The sequence below is a fragment of the Arenibacter sp. S6351L genome, assembly GCF_023016025.1.
GTDB lineage: Bacteria > Bacteroidota > Bacteroidia > Flavobacteriales > Flavobacteriaceae > Arenibacter > Arenibacter algicola_B.
This window is the reverse complement of sequence record NZ_JALKBB010000001.1, coordinates 120,648-143,568: the sequence shown is the minus strand read 5'-3', so window position 1 is coordinate 143,568 and position 22,921 is coordinate 120,648. Positions and strand designations below refer to the sequence as shown.

18 protein-coding genes are annotated in these 22,921 nt (G+C 39.5%); 7 read left to right on the top strand and 11 right to left on the bottom strand.

Features of this window, described 5'->3' with window-relative positions; translation table 11 throughout:
• Window positions 1-94: 94 nt before the first annotated feature.
• From MWU82_RS00570 to MWU82_RS00540, 7 genes are all read right to left on the bottom strand, one after another.
• Window positions 95-1,321, bottom strand: coding sequence for a cysteine desulfurase (locus MWU82_RS00570; RefSeq protein ID WP_215947631.1), 1,227 nt, complete (start codon window positions 1,319-1,321; stop codon window positions 95-97).
• A 42-nt stretch (window positions 1,322-1,363) separates the two neighbouring features.
• Window positions 1,364-2,680: a Fe-S cluster assembly protein SufD gene (sufD, locus tag MWU82_RS00565; RefSeq protein WP_215947630.1), complete on the bottom strand. Its 1,317-nt coding sequence runs from the start codon at window positions 2,678-2,680 to the stop codon at window positions 1,364-1,366.
• Window positions 2,681-2,728: 48 nt separating this feature from the next.
• Complete coding sequence (locus MWU82_RS00560) at window positions 2,729-3,091, bottom strand: four helix bundle protein (RefSeq protein ID WP_215947629.1); 363 nt, start codon at window positions 3,089-3,091, stop codon at window positions 2,729-2,731.
• Between the two features lie 60 nt (window positions 3,092-3,151).
• Window positions 3,152-3,904 carry a Fe-S cluster assembly ATPase SufC gene (sufC, locus tag MWU82_RS00555; RefSeq protein WP_111622859.1) on the bottom strand — a complete coding sequence of 251 codons (753 nt, stop codon included), beginning with the start codon at window positions 3,902-3,904 and terminating at the stop codon, window positions 3,152-3,154.
• Window positions 3,905-4,050: 146 nt separating this feature from the next.
• Entirely contained in the window at window positions 4,051-5,496 is a 1,446-nt protein-coding gene (gene sufB, locus MWU82_RS00550; RefSeq protein WP_215947628.1) for a Fe-S cluster assembly protein SufB, read from the bottom strand.
• A 99-nt stretch (window positions 5,497-5,595) separates the two neighbouring features.
• Entirely contained in the window at window positions 5,596-5,925 is a 330-nt protein-coding gene (locus MWU82_RS00545) for an iron-sulfur cluster assembly accessory protein (RefSeq protein WP_093977833.1), read from the bottom strand.
• Window positions 5,926-6,323: 398 nt separating this feature from the next.
• Window positions 6,324-9,257 carry a PA14 domain-containing protein gene (locus tag MWU82_RS00540; protein WP_247094871.1) on the bottom strand — a complete coding sequence of 978 codons (2,934 nt, stop codon included), beginning with the start codon at window positions 9,255-9,257 and terminating at the stop codon, window positions 6,324-6,326.
• Window positions 9,258-9,569: 312 nt separating this feature from the next.
• Between MWU82_RS00540 and MWU82_RS00535 the strand changes: the two genes are divergently transcribed.
• Together MWU82_RS00535 and thiL are read left to right on the top strand one after the other, a co-directional pair.
• A complete protein-coding gene (locus tag MWU82_RS00535) occupies window positions 9,570-11,024 on the top strand; it encodes a Gfo/Idh/MocA family oxidoreductase (RefSeq protein ID WP_215947626.1) in 1,455 nt (484 codons plus the stop codon).
• Between the two features lie 137 nt (window positions 11,025-11,161).
• Window positions 11,162-12,205 carry a thiamine-phosphate kinase gene (gene thiL / locus MWU82_RS00530; RefSeq protein WP_215947625.1) on the top strand — a complete coding sequence of 348 codons (1,044 nt, stop codon included), beginning with the start codon at window positions 11,162-11,164 and terminating at the stop codon, window positions 12,203-12,205.
• Between the two features lie 178 nt (window positions 12,206-12,383).
• On the opposite strand, the gene MWU82_RS00525 is transcribed toward thiL, so the two are convergent.
• Window positions 12,384-12,635 (bottom strand): hypothetical protein, encoded by a 252-nt coding sequence (locus MWU82_RS00525; protein ID WP_215947624.1) that lies wholly within the window; start codon window positions 12,633-12,635, stop codon window positions 12,384-12,386.
• A 265-nt stretch (window positions 12,636-12,900) separates the two neighbouring features.
• On the opposite strand from MWU82_RS00525, the gene brnQ reads away from it, so the two are divergent.
• Window positions 12,901-14,181: a branched-chain amino acid transport system II carrier protein gene (brnQ, locus tag MWU82_RS00520; protein WP_247094870.1), complete on the top strand. Its 1,281-nt coding sequence runs from the start codon at window positions 12,901-12,903 to the stop codon at window positions 14,179-14,181.
• Window positions 14,182-14,319: 138 nt separating this feature from the next.
• Here brnQ and MWU82_RS00515 read toward each other — a convergent pair whose 3' ends face one another.
• A complete protein-coding gene (locus MWU82_RS00515; RefSeq protein WP_247094869.1) occupies window positions 14,320-14,976 on the bottom strand; it encodes a helix-turn-helix domain-containing protein in 657 nt (218 codons plus the stop codon).
• Between the two features lie 301 nt (window positions 14,977-15,277).
• The gene (locus MWU82_RS00510; RefSeq protein WP_247094868.1) at window positions 15,278-16,576 is read right to left on the bottom strand and encodes an aminopeptidase P family protein; all 1,299 of its coding nucleotides are present in this window, start codon (window positions 16,574-16,576) and stop codon (window positions 15,278-15,280) included.
• 190 nt (window positions 16,577-16,766) lie between these two features.
• Between MWU82_RS00510 and MWU82_RS00505 the strand changes: the two genes are divergently transcribed.
• Window positions 16,767-18,488 carry a M28 family peptidase gene (locus tag MWU82_RS00505; protein ID WP_215947621.1) on the top strand — a complete coding sequence of 574 codons (1,722 nt, stop codon included), beginning with the start codon at window positions 16,767-16,769 and terminating at the stop codon, window positions 18,486-18,488.
• Between the two features lie 69 nt (window positions 18,489-18,557).
• Here the strand turns inward: MWU82_RS00505 and MWU82_RS00500 are convergent, their stop codons facing one another.
• The gene (locus MWU82_RS00500) at window positions 18,558-18,923 is read right to left on the bottom strand and encodes a hypothetical protein (RefSeq protein ID WP_215947620.1); all 366 of its coding nucleotides are present in this window, start codon (window positions 18,921-18,923) and stop codon (window positions 18,558-18,560) included.
• 377 nt (window positions 18,924-19,300) lie between these two features.
• Here MWU82_RS00500 and MWU82_RS00495 point away from each other — a divergent pair, with 377 nt between their 5' ends.
• The 3 genes from MWU82_RS00495 (at window position 19,301) to MWU82_RS00485 (ending at window position 22,825) form a co-directional block, all read left to right on the top strand.
• Complete coding sequence (locus MWU82_RS00495) at window positions 19,301-19,978, top strand: succinate dehydrogenase cytochrome b subunit (RefSeq protein WP_247094867.1); 678 nt, start codon at window positions 19,301-19,303, stop codon at window positions 19,976-19,978.
• A 12-nt stretch (window positions 19,979-19,990) separates the two neighbouring features.
• Entirely contained in the window at window positions 19,991-22,006 is a 2,016-nt protein-coding gene (locus tag MWU82_RS00490; RefSeq protein WP_247094866.1) for a fumarate reductase/succinate dehydrogenase flavoprotein subunit, read from the top strand.
• A gap of 72 nt (window positions 22,007-22,078) precedes the next feature.
• On the top strand, window positions 22,079-22,825 hold the full coding sequence (locus MWU82_RS00485) for a succinate dehydrogenase/fumarate reductase iron-sulfur subunit (protein ID WP_215947617.1): 747 nt from the start codon (window positions 22,079-22,081) through the stop codon (window positions 22,823-22,825).
• Window positions 22,826-22,921 lie beyond the last annotated feature (96 nt).

The window sequence follows — 22,921 nt, the reverse complement described above, 5'->3', positions numbered from 1 at the left end:
TGCCCATTGTATAATGGTAACAATTCGAAACAAAAATACAATAAGTAATTTTGCATATCAACTATTTAAAAGATTGAAAATTAACTAAATGAAGTTATGACAGCATTGTTTTTGCACGTCTTACACTAGACACCAATATATCTACTTCTTCCTTGGTATTGTAGAAACTAAAACTTGCCCGTACAGTACCAGGAATTTTGTAAAAATCCATGATGGGCTGGGCACAATGATGTCCTGTTCTTACAGCAACACCAAGTTTATCCAATATACTGCCAATATCATAAGGATGAAGTCCTTCAATATTAAAGGAAATCACGGCTGTTTTTTCTTTTGTATCTCCATAAATTCTTAATCCATCAATGGCCAGAAGTTCTTGGGTCGCATATTGCAAAAGTTCGTGTTCGTATTGGGCAATGGCATCAAATCCAATGGCGTTCATATAATCCAGAGCAGCACCAAAAGCAATACCACCACAAATATTGGGGGTACCTGCCTCGAACTTATGGGGAAGATCGGCATAGGTAGTTTTTTCAAAGCTTACCTCTGCAATCATTTCACCCCCTCCTTGGTAAGGTGGCAGTTTATTTAGCCACTCCTCCTTCCCGTAAAGCATTCCTACTCCAGTGGGACCACACATTTTATGTGCCGAAACAACGTAAAAATCTACATCCAGTTTCTGAACATCCGCTTTTATATGTGGTGCCGCTTGAGCACCATCTATTAAGACGGCAGCACCTACATTGTGTGCAGCTGTTATAATTTTTTCTATTGGATTAATGGTCCCCAAGGCATTTGAAACATGGTTGCAGAATACCAGTTTGGTACGGTTGGAAAGTAATTTATGGTATTCCTCCATAACCAATTTGCCTTCCAAGTTCATTGGAATCACTTTTAAAACAGCACCAGTACGTTCACAGAGCATTTGCCAAGGCACAATGTTGGAGTGGTGTTCCAATGCGGAAACTATAATTTCATCTCCTTTTTCCAATAAAGTGGTAAAACCATTGGCTACTAAGTTTATGCCATGGGTAGTTCCGGAGGTAAAAATAATTTCTTGGGACTTAGCGGCATTAAAATGCTTTTGTATTTTCTGCCTTGCCTGTTCGTAAACGTCCGTTGCCTCTTGGGACAGTGTATGAACCCCTCTGTGGATATTAGCATTGTAGTTGCTATAATAATCCACAATGGTATCTATAACCTTTTGCGGGGTCTGGGACGTAGCGGCATTGTCCAGATATACCAAGGGATAGCCGTTTACCTTCCTATTTAAGATAGGAAAGTCCTTACGTATGCTCAATATATCGAAAACAGTTTGTATCATGTTAAAAATTCAATGCTGGAAATTACGTTGAATAGAAACTTACTAAAGGTCAAATCCTAAACGAACTCCCAATTTGTTGGCAATTAATTTGTTGATCCTAACCTTTAATTCCGGAATTCGTACACTTTCCAAAACGTTATTGGCAAAGGCGTACATAAGCAATGCCCGCGCTTCTTTTTTCGGAATTCCCCGAGACTGTAGGTAAAATAAAGCCTCCTCATCCAATTGCCCAATGGTACAACCATGTGAACATTTTACATCGTCTGCGAAAATCTCCAGTTGAGGTTTTGTATTAATTGTAGCCTTGTCACTTACCAAAATATTATTGTTCTGTTGAAAGGCATTGGTCTTTTGGGCAATTTTGTCCACTATAATCTTACCGTTGAAAACGCCAGTGGAATTTTCGCCATATATCCCTTTATAATCCTGATGGCTCTCACAATTGGGCTGTATATGATGCACCAAGGTATGGTGATCCACATGTTGTTTTTCCTCAATAATGGTAACCCCCTTCATGGTAGAATCTATACGTTCCCCATTTTGATAAAAATTAAGGTTGTTTCGGGTTAATTTGCCCCCAAAGGAAAAGGTATGAACCTTTACAACACTGCCGTCTTTCTGATCTATATAAGTATTGTCTATCAAGGAGGAAGTTGTTAAATCGTTCTGCACCTTATAGTAATCTACATTGGCATTCTTGGCCGCAAAAATTTCAGTTACCGAGTTGGTAAACACCTCATTGGCCGTTAGACTCTGATGGCGCTCTATAATCTGCATTTCTGCATTTTCCTCTGCGATGATCAAATTTCTAGGCTGCAACAAAAGTGCGGCCTCATTCCCGGTTGAAAAATGAACAATTTCTATCGGTTTTTTTGGAATCTTGTTTTTGGGAATATAAATATAGGCCCCTTCCCTGCTAAAAGCTGTATTCAAGGTAGTCAACGAATCGTCCTTGGATGCTATTTTATTAAAATAAACATCTATTATTTGCTTGTACATGGGCTTGTTCAAGGCCGAACTCATTAGGCATACATCCACTCCATCATGGGTAGTCTCCGACAAAAAAGAACTATATACCCCATCTACAAAGACAATTTTAAAGGTGTCTATTTCATGTAGAAAGTACTTTTTTACATCCCTGTATTCCAACATGCTTTCCTTTTTTGGAAAGATGCTGAAATCTATTTTTTGAAGCGTATTTAGGGAAGTATATTTCCAGGCCTCCTCCTTTTTAGTGGGAAAACCCTTTGTCTCAAAATTCTTGATGGCCTCAGAACGTATATCGTGTACCGGATGATCTACATCCACACTGTTTTCAAATGCCAAGAATGAGGAAACCAATTTTTCTTTTAAATCCATTTTTACAAGTTGTAATGTCTAAATGTCAAATGTTATAAAGTGCCTTGTCTAATTAGACAAATACTTAATAAACCCACTTAACATTTTAGATATATTCTCAATTTTTTCCTTTAATAAAATAAACTCCTTCTCCTCCATATACCCCAAATCCAATGCTAAATACAACTGCGATCTCACCTCTCCCGCAGAGGCTTTTGAAATGTATAGAAAGTGAATAAATTCCTTATTTGTATTTCTTTCAAACCCTTCCGCAATATTGGAACTTGTAGATACCGAAGCTCTCCTAATTTGTCTCTTTAAATCAATATCTTTTTCAAAATCACCCTTATTCGTCAAACCATAAATTGCCTTATTGAAATCCCTACTCTCTTTCCAAGCATTTATTTCTTCAAACGAATTTATTTTGGCCATCTCAAATACACATTCAGAATGCAATTTTGACTTTTAAACTTTCAACATTGAACATTAAAACTATATCACAGTTTCCTGTTTCAACCAATCATATCCTTTTTCTTCCAATTCCAAAGCAAGGTCCTTAGTGCCCGATTTAACGATCTTTCCGTTATGTAATACATGTACAAAATCAGGTACAATGTATTCTAATAGACGCTGGTAGTGAGTAATTACAATAACGGCATTATCCTTACTCTTTAATTTATTTACCCCATTGGCTACAATACGCAAGGCATCAATATCCAAACCGGAATCCGTTTCATCCAAAATGGCCAATTTAGGCTCCAACATAGCCATTTGAAAAATCTCGTTTCGCTTTTTCTCCCCACCGGAAAAGCCTTCATTAAGTGAGCGTGACAAAAATTTTCTGTCAATTTCCAACATTTCCGACTTCTCACGGATCAATTTCAACATATCCTTGGCTGGCATATCTTCCAGTCCTTTAGCCTTTCTAGACTCATTGATAGCTGTTTTCATGAAGTTGGTCACAGAAACACCCGGAATTTCCACTGGATATTGAAAGGATAAAAATATTCCCTTATGTGCCCTATCTTCAGGTGAGGTGTCTTCTAAATTTTCACCTTCCAAAAATACCTCTCCTTCGGTAACTTCAAATTCTTCCTTCCCGGCAATTACGGCCGCCAAGGTACTTTTCCCTGAACCGTTTGGCCCCATAATGGCATGTACTTCCCCTGCATTCACCGTTAGGTTTATTCCCTTTAATATCTCCTTATCCTCTACTCTAGCGTGTAAGTTGTTAATTTTCAGCATTGTTCTTAATTCTAATTATTTTAAATAATTGGGCGCCTTCGGCATTTTATTAAAATCTTCTTTATACGTTTAAAGAAACGGTGGCGTTTATACAATTTCTTAAAGACCCCTCCTTGACGAAGACAGGACTTTAGAAACTATTTCCTTTATCCTACAGATCCTTCTAAACTTATTTCCAATAATTTTTGGGCTTCCACCGCAAATTCCATTGGCAATTTATTCAGTACTTCCTTACTAAAACCGTTTACGATCAAGGCAATTGCCTTTTCCGTATCTATTCCCCGTTGATTGCAATAGAATATCTGATCCTCGCCGATCTTACTGGTTGTGGCCTCATGTTCTATTTGTGCGGACTTGTTTTTTACTTCTATATATGGAAAAGTATGTGCCCCACATTCGTTCCCCATTAGCAAGGAATCACATTGGGAAAAGTTTCTGGCATTATCCGCCCTACTATTTACCTGTACCAATCCACGATAACTGTTTTGGGACTTCCCGGCCGAGATACCCTTGGAAATAATAGTACTTCTGGTATTTTTCCCTAAGTGGATCATTTTGGTACCCGTATCCGCCTGTTGATAATTGTTGGTTACGGCTATAGAATAGAATTCCCCAATGGAATTGTCCCCTTTAAGAATACAGGATGGATATTTCCAAGTGACTGCAGAACCAGTTTCGACCTGTGTCCAAGAAATTTTTGCATTCTTTTCGCACAATCCTCTTTTGGTTACAAAATTGAAAACACCACCTTGACCCTCTTTATTTCCAGGGAACCAGTTTTGAACAGTTGAATACTTAATTTCGGCGTCATCCAAAGCTATCAACTCTACCACTGCGGCATGCAATTGATTTTCATCACGCGAAGGAGCGGTACATCCTTCCAAGTAACTTACATAACTTCCTTCATCAGCAATTACAAGGGTTCTTTCGAACTGCCCGGTTCCAGCCTGATTGATTCTAAAATAGGTGGAAAGTTCCATAGGGCAGCGAACGCCTTTTGGGATATAACAGAAAGACCCATCGGAAAAAACCGCTGAGTTAAGGGCCGCATAAAAGTTGTCCTTTTGCGGAACTACAGAACCTATATATTTTTTGACCAGTTCAGGGTGCTCCTTAATGGCCTCTGAAATGGAACAAAATATGATTCCCTTTTCGGCCAGTGTCTTCTTAAAGGTGGTAGCAACCGATACCGAATCCATTACGATATCCACAGCCACTCCCGCTAATTTCTTCTGTTCGTCCAAAGAAATACCCAATTTTTTGAAAGTGTCCAGCAATTCCGGATCTACCTCGTCCAAACTATCGTACTTCGGTTTCTTATTAGGTGCGGAATAATAGGAAATAGCCTGAAAATCTGGTTTTTTATATTTAACATTGGCCCATTCGGGCTCCACCATTTCCTTCCAGATTTTAAAGGATTCCAAACGCCACAGGGTCATCCATTCCGGTTCTTCCTTCTTTTTGGAAATAGCTATTACAATTTCCTCATTTAAACCAATGGGAAACGTATCCGATTCAATATCTGTGTAGAAACCATATTCATACTCTTTGGTTTCCAGTTCCTTCTTTAATTCTTCCTCTGTATATGCCATTCTTCCTAATTTAACAATTGCTCAATGTAACAATTGGTTAATTACTTATCATCTCTAATGTACTCATTGGTACATTTATACTTTTACATCATTACTCCCTTAAAGAGAGAAACTCTCTCCACATCCACAAGTCCTTTGGGCATTGGGATTATTAAATACAAATCCTTTGCCATTGAGTCCCCCGGAATATTCCAGTACGGTACCAACTAGATAAAGAAAACTTTTTTTATCCACTACAATCCGCACTGCGTTATCCTCGAAAATTTTATCGGTTTCCGTGGTCTTATTATCAAAATCTAGCTCATAGGACAATCCACTGCAACCTCCGCTTTTAACACCTACCCGCACGTAATCCTTGCTGGCATCAAAGCCTCCTTCGGCCATTAGGGCCATTACCCTCTGCTTAGCTGTTTCAGATACTTTAATCATTCTTAATTGGATTTAATCTAAATAGTTTACAAATATAGTACATAAGTAGGGTTTTACCATATTTCCTAACATTAATATAACGAATAGCCAAATCAAAATTTCTTATGGACGAAAGGATGATTAAAGTGGACCTCTTATTCCAAGTGGATCGTTCTTGGAAACATGGCTTAGATTTTTTAAGGAAACTATGTTTTGGAAGCTTACATTATGGCCCGTACCTAAGGATTGTCCAAAGAAAAAATTAACAAGTGCAACCCATTAGGAATCCAATAAATATCTATACGGATTATCCTTTGGACCAACAGTAAAAACCCATTGACCGGATCTTGCACCGGGTATGGGCCAAATAGCTCCCAATGAATGGCTTAAAATCCTAGGGTACTATAAGGCACCAAGATTTAAGGATTTTTAATTCCAGGGCTATCCACAGGTTTTTGGGTCATGGTGTACCAAGTTTCCGTTGACCAAAGTGATAGGTTATTTTCACTTTTAAAAGGCTTTGTTATGTGTATGTATACCACCCTGTTTTCTTTAAAACCGCCAATCTCCAAAAATACTTTTTTCCTATCTGCAGAAAGGTTCACCAATTTAATCGGAAGTCCTTCCACACCCAATTTTGGTCCACCGTAGTCCTCCGTTGCTTCATAATAAAATTGTTGCACCTCAAAAGCATCGGCATTCACCAATTCATCAGAAGCTATCGGCTCAGTAAATTCAATTTCCATACCGTTGCTTTTCGCCCTGACCGCCAACATTTCAAAAATAGCTTTTTCATTGTATTTAAAGCGATGTAGGGCATACCAAAGTCGCCCCTCATGCCTCCAATTGCCACCGGATCCCACCCCGCCGGCATACAGGTTACCATCAGGGCCCCAGACCATCCTATTGATACCGGCGTCCAATCCCTGAATAAAACGGAAGACAGCACCCTGTTTTACACCGTCAACCTCATCAATAAACACCCTTTTAATGCCTCCGTGGGTAACATCCCCGTGAATCATTTGATCCTTATAGGGCCCTAAATTAAGAATTGCGGGTTGACTAGGGGAATTGCTAATTTCGCCATGTGGAAGCCAAACCAAAGGAGGATCTTCCTTATAATCCTTTACCCGCTCCCAATCAGCATGTTTAAATCCATAAAATTTACCCTTTTCCACCCGTACAATCTTACTTGTAGGTATCCAATTGCCCTGGTTGTCCGCCACATAAAGGGCGCCATCGGGTCCTTCTGCAATACCATTGGGGGTTCTAAAACCTTCGGCTATCACTTCAACCTCACTACCATCCTTACTAATTCTCACTACCTTTCCCCTATCCTTTACTTCTTTAAATTCAGAGCCCAAATCTGTTGCCAAGGTGGCATAAAAACTCCCCTCTTTATAGACCAATCCAAAGGCAAATTCATGATAATGAGAGGTAACGTTCCAGGAATCACAAACTTTTTGGTATTCGTCTATTACCTCATCACCATCGGTATCTATCAATTTGGTAAGTTCCTGTTTTTGCAGAACGTATAGTTCCCCATCTACCATTTTAATTCCCAAAGGCTCGGCCAATCCCTTGGCTATTTGCTTTACTTCTATAGATTCAGGGTCTTCCGTATTGTAGTTTTTCAAAATATACACGGAGCCTGAGGCGTCCCAGGTACAGATGACCATTTTATCCTTGTCTATAAAGTCGATACCCCCTATCCTAGGATGAAATTCCGAGGGTTTGGCCTGAAACATATCGAAAGACGGGTGGACCGCATTCAAAGGCATTTGGTCTCCAGGAACCGTACTCGCCTTTTTTGAAACATAAGGCAATAATTTTCGAAAAGCACTGCTGTCGTGACAAAATACGGAATCCGGGACCACTGTAAACTGCTCCCCATCATTAGACCATTGAAGCGAAAGGCCATAACCTCCGCCGCCCTGTTGAAATTGCAACAAGAATTCATTCCACCCCTTTTCCAATACCGCCGATGCGTTTACGGCCTCAGCACCGTGATCTCCTCTGTTATCAATTATTTCGGAACCATTAAGCTTCAATACCGAACCATCATCACTTATTAGTCTAAATGTTTTTTTTACCTTTTCATTAGATTTTATAAACCCTTTAAACTCCATATAGAAATGTTCATTGATTTCTCCCAAAACCCCTGAAGTTGGTAAATGAATTGCAGGTGCAATTCCGTTTAATATTGGCAAGGTGTTCTTGGTAAGGTCTTCATACAGATCCCCACTGTCATTTACCAAATATAAACTTACTGCTGCTCCGGCCTGCTTTACCTTTTTATCTCCACCCCTTCGATCTTCATTGTCCAAGGCAAAAGTGATGTCGGGTGTATTCAATGCAATATCCACAACCCTTTCCTCGGGTTCGGGCTCACCATCCAAAGACAAAATATAATAGGCCATATTCTGTGCTTCGGACCTAGATATATCAGGATGGGCCGACATGGCGATAGTGCCCCAATTCCCGGTTCCGCCAAGTCTAACTTTATCCGCCAAGGCATCAACAGTGGCCCAATTAAAAGGGTATCTCTTAGCAATGGAATCATATGCGGGACCTACCAAGTTTTCGTTTTGAAGATGACAGGCACTACAATCGCTCCCTTCAACTATTTTCCTTCCAACGGCGATCATTCCTAAATCATCCGCAATTGGGGCTGTCCAATCTGCCGGAACAGGATTAAAATACGTCTTAACCACAGTATTTTGGGCAAGCTCCAACCCATTGTTATTTTCACTCCTTTTTCCCCCGTTCACGGTTTCCTTAAATATCAACTTATCGTCAGTACCATAATTCAATACGGCTATCAGGTCTTTGGACGAACCTTCAAGAATAGTAAAGGTCCTAACCAATCCCGAACGACCTTCTTCAAAAGCGTACTCCGGAATTTCACGAATTTTAACCGATTTTCCAGATTTTGATATCAATTCAAGGTTTATTCCTACTTGACCGTTGATCATGGAATAACCCAAATAATTGATTTTTGGAATTTCTACCCCCTCTTGGCTTTTAATCCTCCATTGAGTTTGTTGGGAATCATCCTGCACATAGGCAAAACCAAAACTTGTAGGCTGAATACCGTGTGCTGTAGTATATACGGCTCCCTCATAATTAACCCCGCCTTTCCACACTTTGTATAAATTTCCGGACTGTAGGTTGTAACAGGTATACAAATCCTTATTCAGGGCAACCGTCAACATCCTTGGCTGTTTATCCATAACCGATCTAAACACCCAAGTATCTATTGGTCGATCATAGTTTGATTTACGCTCACATGAGAAATTAACAACTATCAAAAACAAGATAATGGGCAGGTGGGAGAACGTAGTATTTTTCATTTCTTAGTTATATAAAACTTTTAAGTAAAATAAGATTATAGGATATAAATAAATTGATACTTGCTTAAACGATTAAAAAACAAAATAAATTTACGTCAATAAATGTGTTCCTATCCCAATATTATTGAGCTAAGCCACTAATTATCAATACGCAAAATCCATGAAAACCCCTCAAACCCAAAATAGTTTTGAGGCAATAACTGATAAATTAACAAAATATATAGAAATTTATTAAAACATCTTTATGCAGATTACAAAAAATTAATTTAAATTCAAATCCATTTTAAAAAAATAGAAAAACTTTCAAAAATTATGTCCAAAAAAAAGACCGCATTTAGTAACAATTCGCGAAGAGATTTTATTAAAGGTACCGGCTTGGCAACTGCCGGATTTATGATTGTCCCAAGACACGTATTGGGAGGTCCTGGTTATGTTGCCCCAAGTGACAAACTTAATATTGCCGGCATTGGTGCCGGTGGTAAAGGTAGAAGTGATATTGCTTCCTTTGCAGAAAGTCCCAATGTTAATATTGTAGGGCTTTGTGATGTAGATGACAGACAGGCTGTTGAGTCCAGGAAATCGTTCCCAAAGGCAAAATACTATGCCGACTTTAGAAAAATGTTGGAAAATGAAAAGGACAATATTGATGCCGTATCGGTATCAACTCCAGACCACAATCATGCTGTAGCTGCCTATATGGCCATGTCCATGGGCAAGCATGTCTACGTTCAAAAACCATTGACACACGATATCTGGGAAGCTAGAATGCTTACCGAGGCAGCAAAAAAATTCAAGGTAGTTACCCAAATGGGGAACCAAGGTGGCTCAGGTGATGGCGTACGAAAAATGAAAGAACTTTATGATACAGGTATCATAGGTGAAGTACATACTGTAAAATGTTGGACCAATAGGGCTATTTGGCCACAAGCACTTCAAACACCAACCAAAAAAGATAAAATACCCAAAGGGTTAAATTGGGACCTTTGGTTAGGTACCGCCGAAATGCGCGATTATAACGATGCCTATCTTCCTTTTGATTGGAGGGGTTGGTCCGATTTTGGAACTGGTGCACTTGGAGATATGGCCTGCCACATAATGGATCCCGTATACCGAATACTGCCTATACTTTATCCTAACCAGGTTGAGTGCAGCGTTTCAGATTCCTTTAAAGGGAAATTTGAAACAGCCGATTATCCTAAGAGTTTTCCGAATTCCAGTAAAATACACCTGAGCTATCCAAGAACCGATGGCAAAGGCAACGTAAAAGTTACTTGGATGGATGGTGGACTTCTACCAGAAAGACCAGATGAAATGGGCGACGACGAAGCTTTGGGCAACTGGGATGGTGGAGTACTATTTATTGGTACCAAAGGCAAATTATTGGCCGACTGTTATGGCGCCAATCCAAGACTCCTTCCTTTATCGCTAAACGAACAATTTGAAGTTGCAGAGACTATTGCGAGAGTTCCGGAAGGCCACTATCTACAATGGGTAAACGCCTGTATGGCGGGTTATGGCAATGCCGAAACCAGTTCTTCATTTGATTATGCCGGTCCTTTTACCGAAAGTATACTAATTGGTAACTTAGCGTTAAAAGCCTATTTTGAAGTAGACCCTAATGCCGATAAGGGCAGTTTCTGGGGAGGCTCAAAATACAACGGAAGAAAACGCTTGTTATGGGATGCTGAAAATATGAGGGTTACCAACTTTGAGGCTGCCAACAAATACGTAAAACGTAATTATAGAGCGGGATATTCTGTGGGATAGACCCTGGGTTATAATTTGATTTAATAGGCCGGACTTTATAAGTATCCTTAAAAATACTTATAAAGTCCGGCTTTTTTATTGCTTACTTATAGAACCTTTATTAGTGATATAATGGATATACTCCTTATTTTTGCCGCATGATAGAAGACAAAAATCAAGAAAAGACAGGACTGGATCAATTGGGAGAGTTTGAATTGATAAAACATCTTACCAAAGATTTTACCTTACAGCATAAATCTACCCTTAAGGGAATTGGAGATGATGCCGCGGTGTTGGATTTCAAGGACAAGAAAGCCGTAATATCTACGGATCTATTGATAGAAGGAGTGCATTTCGACCTCAGCTATATGCCCCTGAAACACTTGGGCTATAAGTCGGTCATGGTAAATTTATCCGATATCTATGCCATGAACGCCACGGCCACGCAAATAACTGTATCCATTGCCGTTTCCAATAGATTTCCCTTAGAAGCTCTTGAAGAATTTTATAGCGGGGTTGCCTTGGCCTGTGAAATATATAAGGTAGACCTAGTGGGTGGGGATACTACCTCCTCTACCAAAGGAATGTTGGTAAGTGTTACCGCCATAGGAGAAGCCAAGGAAGAGAATATTGTATACAGAAGTGGGGCCAAACCCAACGACCTATTAGTGGTATCAGGGGATTTAGGTGGTGCCTACTGTGGTTTACAGGTTTTGGAAAGGGAAAAGGAAGTTTTCAAAGTAAATCCAAACAATCAACCCGACCTATCACCATACACTTATATTGTAGAACGCCAATTGAAGCCCGAAGCCCGAAGGGATATAAAAGGCTTGTTGGAAAAGTTGGAGATTCTCCCCACTTCTATGATCGATATCAGCGATGGACTTTCCTCTGAAATTTTACATTTATGCGATAAAAGTGAGGTGGGATGTAATTTATTCGAAGATAAAATTCCGTTGGATCCAACGGTAATTTCGGCATGTGAAGAATTTAAAATGGACAGTACACTGGTAGCCTTAAGCGGAGGTGAAGATTATGAATTATTGTTTACCATAGACCAAAAGGACTTTCCAAAAATAAAGGGTAATCCCCATTTTACGGTAGTGGGCCATATGACAGATAAGAATGAAGGTGTTCATTTGGTTTCCAGAAGCAACACCAAAATTCCTATCACTGCCCAGGGTTGGAATTCCTTTTCATAAAGGAAAGGGATCTATTGGGATCATTTAGGAAAAAAGAATTCCCGAAAACCTAGGACGTTCCTTACTTAACTGTCGTGGGGCGCTGGACAGCCAAGAATATGGGCGTTCATTAATTTACGGGAATAACTTCAAAAACTCCGATACCGCTTAAGGTCGGAATTAAGTTGCCAAGCATGGTTTAGGCTACCTGTTGGGTAGCCCTATGTCTTTTCTGATAAATATCTTGTAAGGTATTGTTGATATCCTGCAATTCCGGGGTCAAGTTGGATAGATTTCCACTTACATCCGTAGTTACCTCTTTATTACAATGAACACATTTATATTCCTTGATGTGTAAGGTTACCTTCTTGGATACTATGTAGTGATGTCCAAATATGCTGCAGCAGATAGCGCTGAGTTTTGTTCCATAGTCTGTCATAACTTTCTTCATAATGCAGGTTTTTTAGGTGGCATTGGTAAGGCTTAGGGGACCGTAAAATGCAAAAATTAAACTTTAGGTTATCAGGTGAAAGCACTTATTAAATGACTTTCAGATAATTAACGCCAACACCCTTCCATTTATTGAGTACAACCTGTTTTTTTTTCGTTTTTTTTTAGCAAAATTTGATTTTTTCGACCAACTGCACTTATTGGGTGATTATATACCCATTTAAACTAAACGGTTTTTAAACTATCTTTCGCCAAAATTGCCTTAAATGCCCAATACTAAGGATACCCTTGTCACCTCCTTTGCATTATTCTCCTTATTTTTTGGGGCAGGAAATTTAATTCTCCCACCCCTATTGGGGTTTCAGTCCGGAAATTGGTGGTGGCTGGTAGCATTGGGGTTTGCAATGTCTGCGGTCTTAGTGCCCATATTGGGAATTTTGGCCCACGCCAAATTACAGGGTACCATTTATGATTTTGGAAAAAAGGTCTCGCCAAATTTTAGTCTTGTCTATTCTTTATTGATCTATGCAATTTCGATAAGCTTACCCTCGCCACGTACTGCCGCCGTAACCCATGAAATAGCAGTGCAACCGTTTTTCAATACTCCTGCCCTACTTAGCAGTATCGTCTACTTTACTTTAGTTTTTATTTTTGTCATAAATCGATCCAAATTATTGGACATATTGGGTAAATTTCTTACCCCTGCCATCATATTGATTTTGGTTTTGATAATCGTTACAAGCCTTTTTACGCTTGACTTCAATTTTGGGACCACCGATATTACCAGTCCGTTCAGCGATGGCATTTTGGAAGGCTATCAAACATTTGATGCTATTGGGGCCATTGTAGTTGGCGGTGTCATCATTGTCTCCATTAATTTAAAGCAGAACACATCCTTTGAAGACAAAAAAACTTTGGTCCGCAATGCTGGCTGGCTGGCCGGTTTGACCCTCTTTATAATTTACTCGGGCCTTATCCTTACCGGGGCCCTGAACCATCTTAATTTTGAATTGAATATCACCAGAATAGAATTACTTGCCGGAATAAGCAAACAAAGCCTGGGCAATAACGCCAATATTTTCCTGAGCATTTTAGTAAGTCTGGCCTGTTTTACCACTGCCGTAGGCATTGTTACAGGAACCGCTGATTTTATCAAGGACCGACTCCCTAAATACAAACATGCCTATCTGCTAACCGCAATAATTGGTTGCCTACTAGGGATTGCCATGGGACAATTTAATGTGGCCTATATTATTACGGTAGCTTTTCCGGCACTTATGTTTATATATCCCATCACCATTATATTGATAGTCCTGAATGTAATGCCGCAAAAATGGGCTTCACCTATGGTTTTTAAGTCTGTAGTAATCACTACTATCATTTTTAGCATCCCGGATTTTTTGGGCAGTTTGGGGGATTTGGCTCCTAAAAAGGATTTTTTTGAATGGATACCCTTGAGCCAATACCGGCTGGGCTGGGTACCACCTGCTTTGGTTGCTTTTGTAGTTTTTAATGTAATTGGAAGGAAAAAAGTGGTAGTTATTTAATGGCGATATTTGTACTAGTGAATTGAAAGTGCAGTGTTTGAAACAGCAATTTTATGTAATTTAAAATTATAAATTAGCCAAATCTGCCTGTGGTTATCCAGAATTAGGCAATATTTGAGTTCAACCTTATTTTTTAATCTATCTATTCGATTTTTTTTCAACCACTAATGTCTTAGTTAATTTGTCATATAAATTTTGATTTTTATCATCCCAAAGAATCCAGATCATTGGAAATATAAGAATGCTTAACATCCACTTTAAAAATTCTCTAATAGCTCCTTCGTGCGCTTTGCCATAATCATTTCCTGATTCCGACGAAATAACCTTTAAGTTATAAATCTTGTGCCCTAAATTTCCTGTAAAAATTGGATAGAATACGGCTCCTATAAATATTGAAAAAATGGCAATATGTTCAGGTGATGCAAATTTTGGGCCATTGGGATTAAAGTCTTTGGTGATTATTTTGAAAATAATCAGCGAGACACCAATAATTATGAAAAAGAAGAAAAATTCAGTTAGATTGGCTAAAAGTCTAGTTCCTTTTGAAGCTAATTTATATCCGTGAAATAAATTTGAATTTGTTATATCTTCTTGTTTCTGTCTATTAAAAACATCTTCCATATTTATTTCCAGTACATCACAAATTAGATTTAATGTTTTACCACGTGGTTCGTTTTCATTATTTTCAATCCGTTGAATTGTTCTTAAATTAATCTTTGTTAATTCAGCTAACTCTTCTTGAGTTAAACCTTTGGACTTTCTCGCTTCACAAATTGTTCTCCCAATAATACTCATTCCTATTTTTTTAATTCCCTTCAAAGATATTTAAGAAATCATGTTTTGATAGCGGTTTCTTTACGGCATATTTACGACATTTATAAAAATTCAGTTTGTCCTATAAAAATAGTTCCTCATATTCACATTAATAATCAGAATCAATTAGCCCTTCCTGAAAAGAAGTAATTATTAGGACAGAAAAAAGAGAAAATCCACTTATCACCTCACCCGAAACTGCCAAAAAAGGCAGTTCCGACCTCTCCCAAGGAGAGGTAGTGGTGGTTTAAAACAAAATTTTCAAACTTAATATTTACAAAGCTTACTTCCCCGCATTCATCAACTCCTCGATCTCCTCTATTTCTATAGGAATATTTGCCATTAGGTTAAAGGGAGCCCCTTTTTCTTGGATAACCACATCATCTTCCAATCTGATACCCATATTTTCCTCCGGAATATAAATTCCGGGCTCCACAGTATAGACCATATTGGCCACCATAGGCGTTTTTAATGCGCCGTAATCGTGGGTATTTAATCCAATATGATGGCTGGTGCCGTGCATAAAGTACTTTTTATAGGCCGGCCAATCTTTATCCTCATTTTGCACATCGGCCTTATCCAGCAAGCCCAATCCCAATAGCTCGGATGTCATTAATTTACCTACTTCCTTATGGTATTCCCCCCACATGGTCCCGGGCACCAACATGGCCGTGGCGTCATTCTTTACCCGTAGCACTGCTTCATAAACCGCTTTCTGCCTAGGGGTAAACCTGCCGTTTACTGGAATGGTACGTGTAAGGTCACTGGAATAATTGGCGTATTCTGCCGCAACATCCATCAATAACATATCCCCGTCCTTACATTCGCGGTTATTTTCTATATAGTGCAATACATTGGCATTATTGCCAGATGCTATAATAGGGGTATAGGCAAAGCCCTTGGACCTATTACGGATAAATTCGTGCAACAACTCCGCTTCAATCTCATATTCCATAACCCCAGGTTTTACAAAACCCAATAGGCGCCTGAATCCCTTTTCGGTAATATTACAGGCCGTCTGCATGATGGCAATTTCCTCCGGCTCCTTCACCCCCCTAATTTCCTGTAATATAGGACTGCTTTTGGCCCATAGGTGCGCAGGATAATCTTGTTTGCATTTTAATATAAACCTATCTTCCCTTGTTTGGGTCTCCACGGCCTGGCGGTAATGCTCGTTGGTATTAAAGTATACCGTTTCCACTTCGGTCATAAGATCATAAAAGATCTTATCAAAATCTGTCAACCAATAAATGGTTTCGATCCCAGATACTTCCGTAGCTTTTTCTTTGGTTAATTTTTCTCCTTCCCAGACTGCAATATGTGCATTGGTTTCCCTTACGAACAAGACCTCTCTATGCTTTTTCTCATGAGCATCCGGGAACAACAACAAAATGGTCTCCTCTTGATCCGCACCACTTAAATAAAACAAATCCCTATTCTGTTCAAAAGGCATGGTACTATCGGCTCCCATGGGATACAGGTCATTGGAATTAAAAACGGCAATACTCTTTGGCTTCATCCGGGCCATAAATTTCTTGCGGTTCTTTACAAACAAGTTGTTATCTATTTGCTGATATTTCATTTTTCTGCTTTTGTCGTCAAATTTAATAAATAGGAAACGCTTTACCCCCCACAAAGCGTTAAATGATTTTTAAAACCACTCCTTTCCAACCATCGAAACTTTAAAATACCATACCTTCGTCCCTAGATTTTATATAATAAAAGTGTGGTGTATTGTGCCCTATAAAGTCCCTAAAATATTGTCTATAGTTATGACTAAAAATCTAGTTCTTTTATTGATAAGTGCGGTTACCCTAAGCTGGGCACAAACAAAAAATTCTGCAGTTACAACAGACGATTATTTAGATATCCTCAGGAACAACCTTAGCGGGGAACAGGCCTATGAAACCACCGCATTCATAGAACAATTTTGGCGAGTGGTAGGCAATGAAGGTTTTAATAAGAGCATCCAAAAAGTGGCAGAATCCTTGAAAGCCGCAGGTTATGTCTTGGAGGAAAACGCATCCAAAACAGATCGGTTTACCTACAGATTGGAAAAAAGGCCCTTGCAACATCCCACTTGGGAAATTGTAGATGCAAACGTTACCCTGATTGGGGAAAATAACCCATTGCTATCCTACACCTCCAATAGGAACATGGTCTATTTAAATTCAATATCGACTCCGAGTAATGGAACAACTGCAGAAGTTATTTATGTTAAGGACATAAATGATCTTCAAAGCATTTCTGTAAAAGGAAAAATTATTTTTACGGAAACACAGGCTACCGAAATTTATAAGGAAGGGGTTTTAAAAAAAGGTGCTTTGGGTATGGTCACCTATGATAATCCCGACTATTTGAACCCTGAAAAAAATGTAAATTCCATTCAATTCCGAAGCTTGAAATTCGATCCCAAAAACACTTGGGGCATTGCCCTTTCCTATAGGGCCAAAGAAAGGCTAAAGGCGGCATTGGAAAAAGGAAAAGTATATGCCAAGGTAAATATTTCCAGCAAAATTTATCCTTCCGAAGAACTAACATTGGTTGCCGATATAAAGGGCTCCGAAATGCCAGAAGAACGCCTAGTGTTCAGCGCCCATATACAGGAACCTGGTGCCAACGATAATGCCAGTGGAGTGGGCGCCCAATTGGAAATGGCCACAGTAGCTGCCAAATTAATCAGAAATGAAAGTATTGATGCACAGCGTACCATGACCTTTATTTGGGGTGATGAAATTATATCTACAAAAAGATACCTTCAAGAAAATGAAAAAAGGGCCAAGGGCATAAAATGGGGGCTAAGCTTGGATATGGTCGGAGAAAACACGGCTATTACAGGGGGCTCGTTTTTAATTGAAAAAATGCCGGACCCAAGTGCCATATGGACCAGGGGGAAAGACAAACATACAGAATGGGGCGGCAATCTGCTTACCATGGAGGATATGAAGCCCCATTACCTAAATGACTATATGATCCATAATTTTTTGAAGCAGGGGAAGGTTGCCCATTGGGAAGTAAATACCAATCCTTATGAAGGTGGTAGTGACCATACCCCATTTTTGGACAACAATATACCCGGATTATTGTTTTGGCATTTTACAGATCAGTTTTATCATACCGATAACGATAGATTGGATAAGGTCTCCCAAGAAACACTTAAAAATGTAAGCATTGCAGCCTTGGCAAGTGCCCTAACCTTAGTAAATGGTGATTCTTATTCAGCAATGGATATCGTTAAAATAGTACGGGATGCGGCAACAAATCGCCTTTCTGAGGAATTTCTGCTCAGTGAAAAATCCATCAAAGCCGGAAACCTCTTGGAAAGTGAGATAGATATAATAAAAGCTTGGGAAGATTGGTATTTAAAGGCCATTGCATCTACAACAGACTTGGCCTCCCCGGAAAATACGGTAATTTTGGATAAAGCCATTTTAGAGGCCCAGGCTACAATTGAGTCCCAATCAAAAATGTTTGTCGCAGAATTGGAAAAATAAGCTTGCTGGGATATTTCTAGGCATCATAAAAAAATTCTAATCGTCCATCACCATTAACTCTTAATGCCACTAGGTTAGTTGATCTAAATTCACCTTAATCATCCAGCACCAGAGCAATGCCGCCCATAACCAAAGTATAAGTAAGTATGCACCTACAAGCAGCACTTTGGATTGGGTTATTTTTTGGATGTAGTACCAGGCCACCGCGCCAAACACAAAACCAAAGGACCATAACATGCCCACCATAATAACACTGGGCCACACCCAATCGCCACTCCAATCATTTAGAGTGGGATAAGAGGCAAACAGGAAAGAAACCGGGTAATACAACAAACCTCCCAAAGCACCCATACTTACAAGGCCCAATATTGCCGTTATAAAAAAAGCAATTAAAGAGAATTTAATATTTAAAGACCAGTTCTTCCAGAATACCATCCAGTTATCCCAATTTATAATTCGGTTAGTTTCTAACGTTTGGAAACCAATAAAAGTATGGACGAACCAATGGGAATCAAATATTTTAACAAGAAAAAACCTTCAAAATAAACAACAATTGTTTGAGATTTTACACCAGCACTTTTCTACAAACCAGCATTTTATATGCGGTAAATAAAAAGTCATCTAAAAAGATTGCTCAAGGAAAACATTTCCTTTACCCAACTATTTTTGAAGTTGGATGAAAAAAGATTTATAGTATTTCCTCAATAAAATTGTGGATTTCTTTAAATTGGTTCTAAATACTGTACATAAATTCAACAAAATTTGTTGGTAACTCGTTTGTGGAGTAAATTTGTAATCAAAACAAATAACTAATGAGTGGATTTTTAAACTCTTCTATAGGCAGAAAGTACACCATGGCCCTTTCCGCCTTTTTCTTAATGATCTTTATACTTCAACATTTTGCCATTAATATCCTGTCTGTTCTTAGTCCGGATACTTTTAATGAAACCTCACATTTTATGGGCACCAATGCCTTGGTACAATACGGGCTGCAACCTGTACTGCTTTTTGGGGTTGTCTATCATTTTGTTATGGGGTTTGTATTGGAAATAAAGAATAAAAATGCCCGTGCCATAAAGTATGCCAAAAACAACGGTGCTGCCAATTCCACTTGGATGAGCAGAAATATGATATGGAGCGGTGGCTTCATCCTTGTTTTCTTGATCATACATTTCGTGGATTTCTGGTTTCCTGAAATAAACACAAAATATATTCAAGGAGACATGACCGGCCTACTAGCCGATGGGGAGGGTTACCGTTATTACGAAGAACTGGTCCATAAATTTGAGCCTATTTGGAGGGTTGCCCTTTATTGTATAGGTTTTATTTTTCTTTCATTGCACCTACTTCACGGCTTTAGTTCAGCATTTCAGTCTGTTGGTGCCAACAATAAATATGTAAAAGGGTTAAAAGGATTTGGAAAGGCTTACGCTGTTTTAATTCCGTTAGGATTTATTTTCATTGCACTTTTTCACCATTTTAACCATTAATAATACAATTCTATGTCTGTATTGGATTCTAAAATACCAAAAGGCCCATTAAAGGATAAATGGACTACCTATAAGGATAAAATAAACTTGGTAAATCCTGCGAATAAGCGAAACATCGACGTTATTGTTGTTGGTACTGGCCTTGCAGGAGGTTCTGCCGCTGCAACCTTGGCCGAGCTAGGTTATAGGGTCAAAGCATTCTGCTATCAGGATTCCCCACGTAGGGCGCATTCCATTGCTGCTCAAGGGGGTATTAATGCCGCAAAAAACTATCAAGGGGATGGGGATTCTACCTATCGTTTGTTTTACGATACTGTAAAAGGAGGGGATTACCGTTCACGTGAGGCCAACGTATATCGTTTGGCAGAGGTTTCGGCCAATATCATTGATCAATGTGTAGCACAAGGGGTACCTTTTGCTCGGGATTATGGTGGATTATTGGACAACCGTTCTTTTGGTGGTGTTTTGGTTTCCCGTACGTTTTACGCTAAAGGACAAACAGGACAACAATTATTGTTAGGGGCATATTCTGCCATGAACAGACAGATTGCCCGTGGGAAAATAGAAATGTACAACAGGCACGAAATGCTGGATGTTGTAAAGGTTAATGGCAAGGCGCGTGGTATTATAGCCCGTAACTTGGTTACCGGGGAAATAGAGCGCCATTCCGCACACGCCGTAGTAATTGCATCCGGGGGTTATGGAAATGTATATTTCCTCTCTACAAATGCCATGGGATCTAACGCCACAGCAGCATGGAAAATACATAAAAAGGGTGCCTTTTTCGCCAACCCTTGTTATACCCAAATTCACCCAACCTGTATCCCACGCTCGGGAGACTATCAGTCCAAATTGACCTTAATGTCCGAATCATTAAGAAATGATGGACGTATTTGGGTCCCTAAAAATATGGAAGATGTATTGGCCATTAGGGAAGGCAAATTAAAACCTACCCAGTTGAGCGAGGATCAAAGGGATTACTATCTAGAAAGAAGATATCCCGCCTTTGGAAACTTGGTGCCACGTGACGTGGCTTCCAGAGCAGCGAAAGAAAGATGTGATGCCGGATATGGTGTCAACGCCACTGGGGAAGCCGTATATCTGGATTTTAAGTCCGCTATAGAAAGATACGGTTTGGAACAGGCTAAAATTCACGGAATACAAAATGCGTCCAAAGAAAAAATTACAGCACTGGGCGAAGCAGTAGTAGAAGAAAAATATGGAAACCTATTTCAGATGTACGAGAAAATCGTAGATGAAAATCCATATAAGACCCCAATGATGATTTATCCTGCAACCCACTATACCATGGGCGGAGTTTGGGTAGATTACAACCTAATGACTACCGTAGAAGGATTGTATTGTATTGGAGAGGCAAATTTCTCCGATCATGGTGCCAACCGTTTGGGAGCATCTGCATTAATGCAAGGCTTGGCCGATGGTTATTTTGTATTGCCGTACACTATAGGTGATTACCTTTCCCATGAAATTAGGACAGGTAAAATTCCAACGGACTCTCCCGAATTTGACGCAGCGGAAAAAGAAGTAACCGAAAGGATTAATTTCTTTGTCAATAATAAAGGAACGCATTCAGTAGATTATTTCCATAAACGTTTAGGTAAAGTTATGTGGGACAAATGTGGTATGTCCCGTAACGCTCAAGGCCTCAAGGAAGCCATTGCAGAAATTAAGGCTATTCGTGAAGAGTTCTATAAGGAAGTAAAAGTCCCTGGTTCCGCCAATGAGATGAATCCGGAATTGGAGAAAGCAGGAAGAGTGGCAGATTTCTTGGAATTGGGAGAATTGTTTGCCAAAGATGCCTTAATGCGCGAGGAATCCTGTGGTGGACATTTCCGTGAGGAGTCGGTAGAAATCGATGGAGAGCAAAAAGGGGAAGCAAAACGTAACGATATGGACTATGCGTTCGTAGCTGCCTGGGAATACAAAGGGGAACCTTCGGATGCCGTTTTGCACAAAGAGCAATTGGAATTTAAGGATATAGAATTAAAACAAAGAAGTTATAAATAAATAGTATTGAGATATTAGAAGTGAGATATTAGAAATCTCACTACTTAGTACTCATTACTCAATACTTAAGATATGAATCTTACATTAAAAATTTGGAGACAGAAAGGACCACAGGACAAAGGTAAAATGGTCGATTATAAAGTGACTGAGATTTCAGAACACATGTCTTTCTTGGAAATGATGGATGTTTTAAACGAACAGCTAACCAATAAAGGGGAAGAGCCTGTTGCTTTTGATCATGACTGTCGCGAAGGTATTTGCGGTATGTGCTCTATGTACATCAATGGGGAAGCCCATGGCCCGGATAGGGGGGTTACCACATGTCAGTTGCATATGAGAATGTTCAAGGATGGTGATACCATTACCATTGAACCGTTTAGGGCAAAAGCCTTTCCGGTTATCAAGGATTTGGTCGTAGACCGCAGTTCATTTGATCGTATTCAACAGGCTGGTGGTTATATATCGGTCAACACCTCTGGAAATACCCAAGACGCCAATGCCATTCCAATAGATAAGCATTCGGCCGATACCGCCATGGATGCCGCTACCTGTATTGGTTGTGGCGCCTGCGTAGCAAGTTGTAAAAATTCCTCTGCCATGTTATTTGTTGGGGCCAAAGTATCCCAATACGCATTACTTCCACAAGGACGGGTTGAGGCTACGGACCGAGTGAAAAATATGGTTGCTCAAATGGATTTGGAAGGATTTGGAAACTGTACCAATACAGGTGCTTGTGAGGTAGAATGTCCGAAAGGAATTTCCCTGGAAAACATTGCCCGTATGAACAGGGAGTTTTTCAGTGCCAGCATAAAAGGATAGTACGGATTACAATATAATTTATAATCTAAAGAAACAGACCCCATCCCTTTTCAGGAATGGGGTTTTTGTTTATTCATATTTTAAAAATCAAGTATC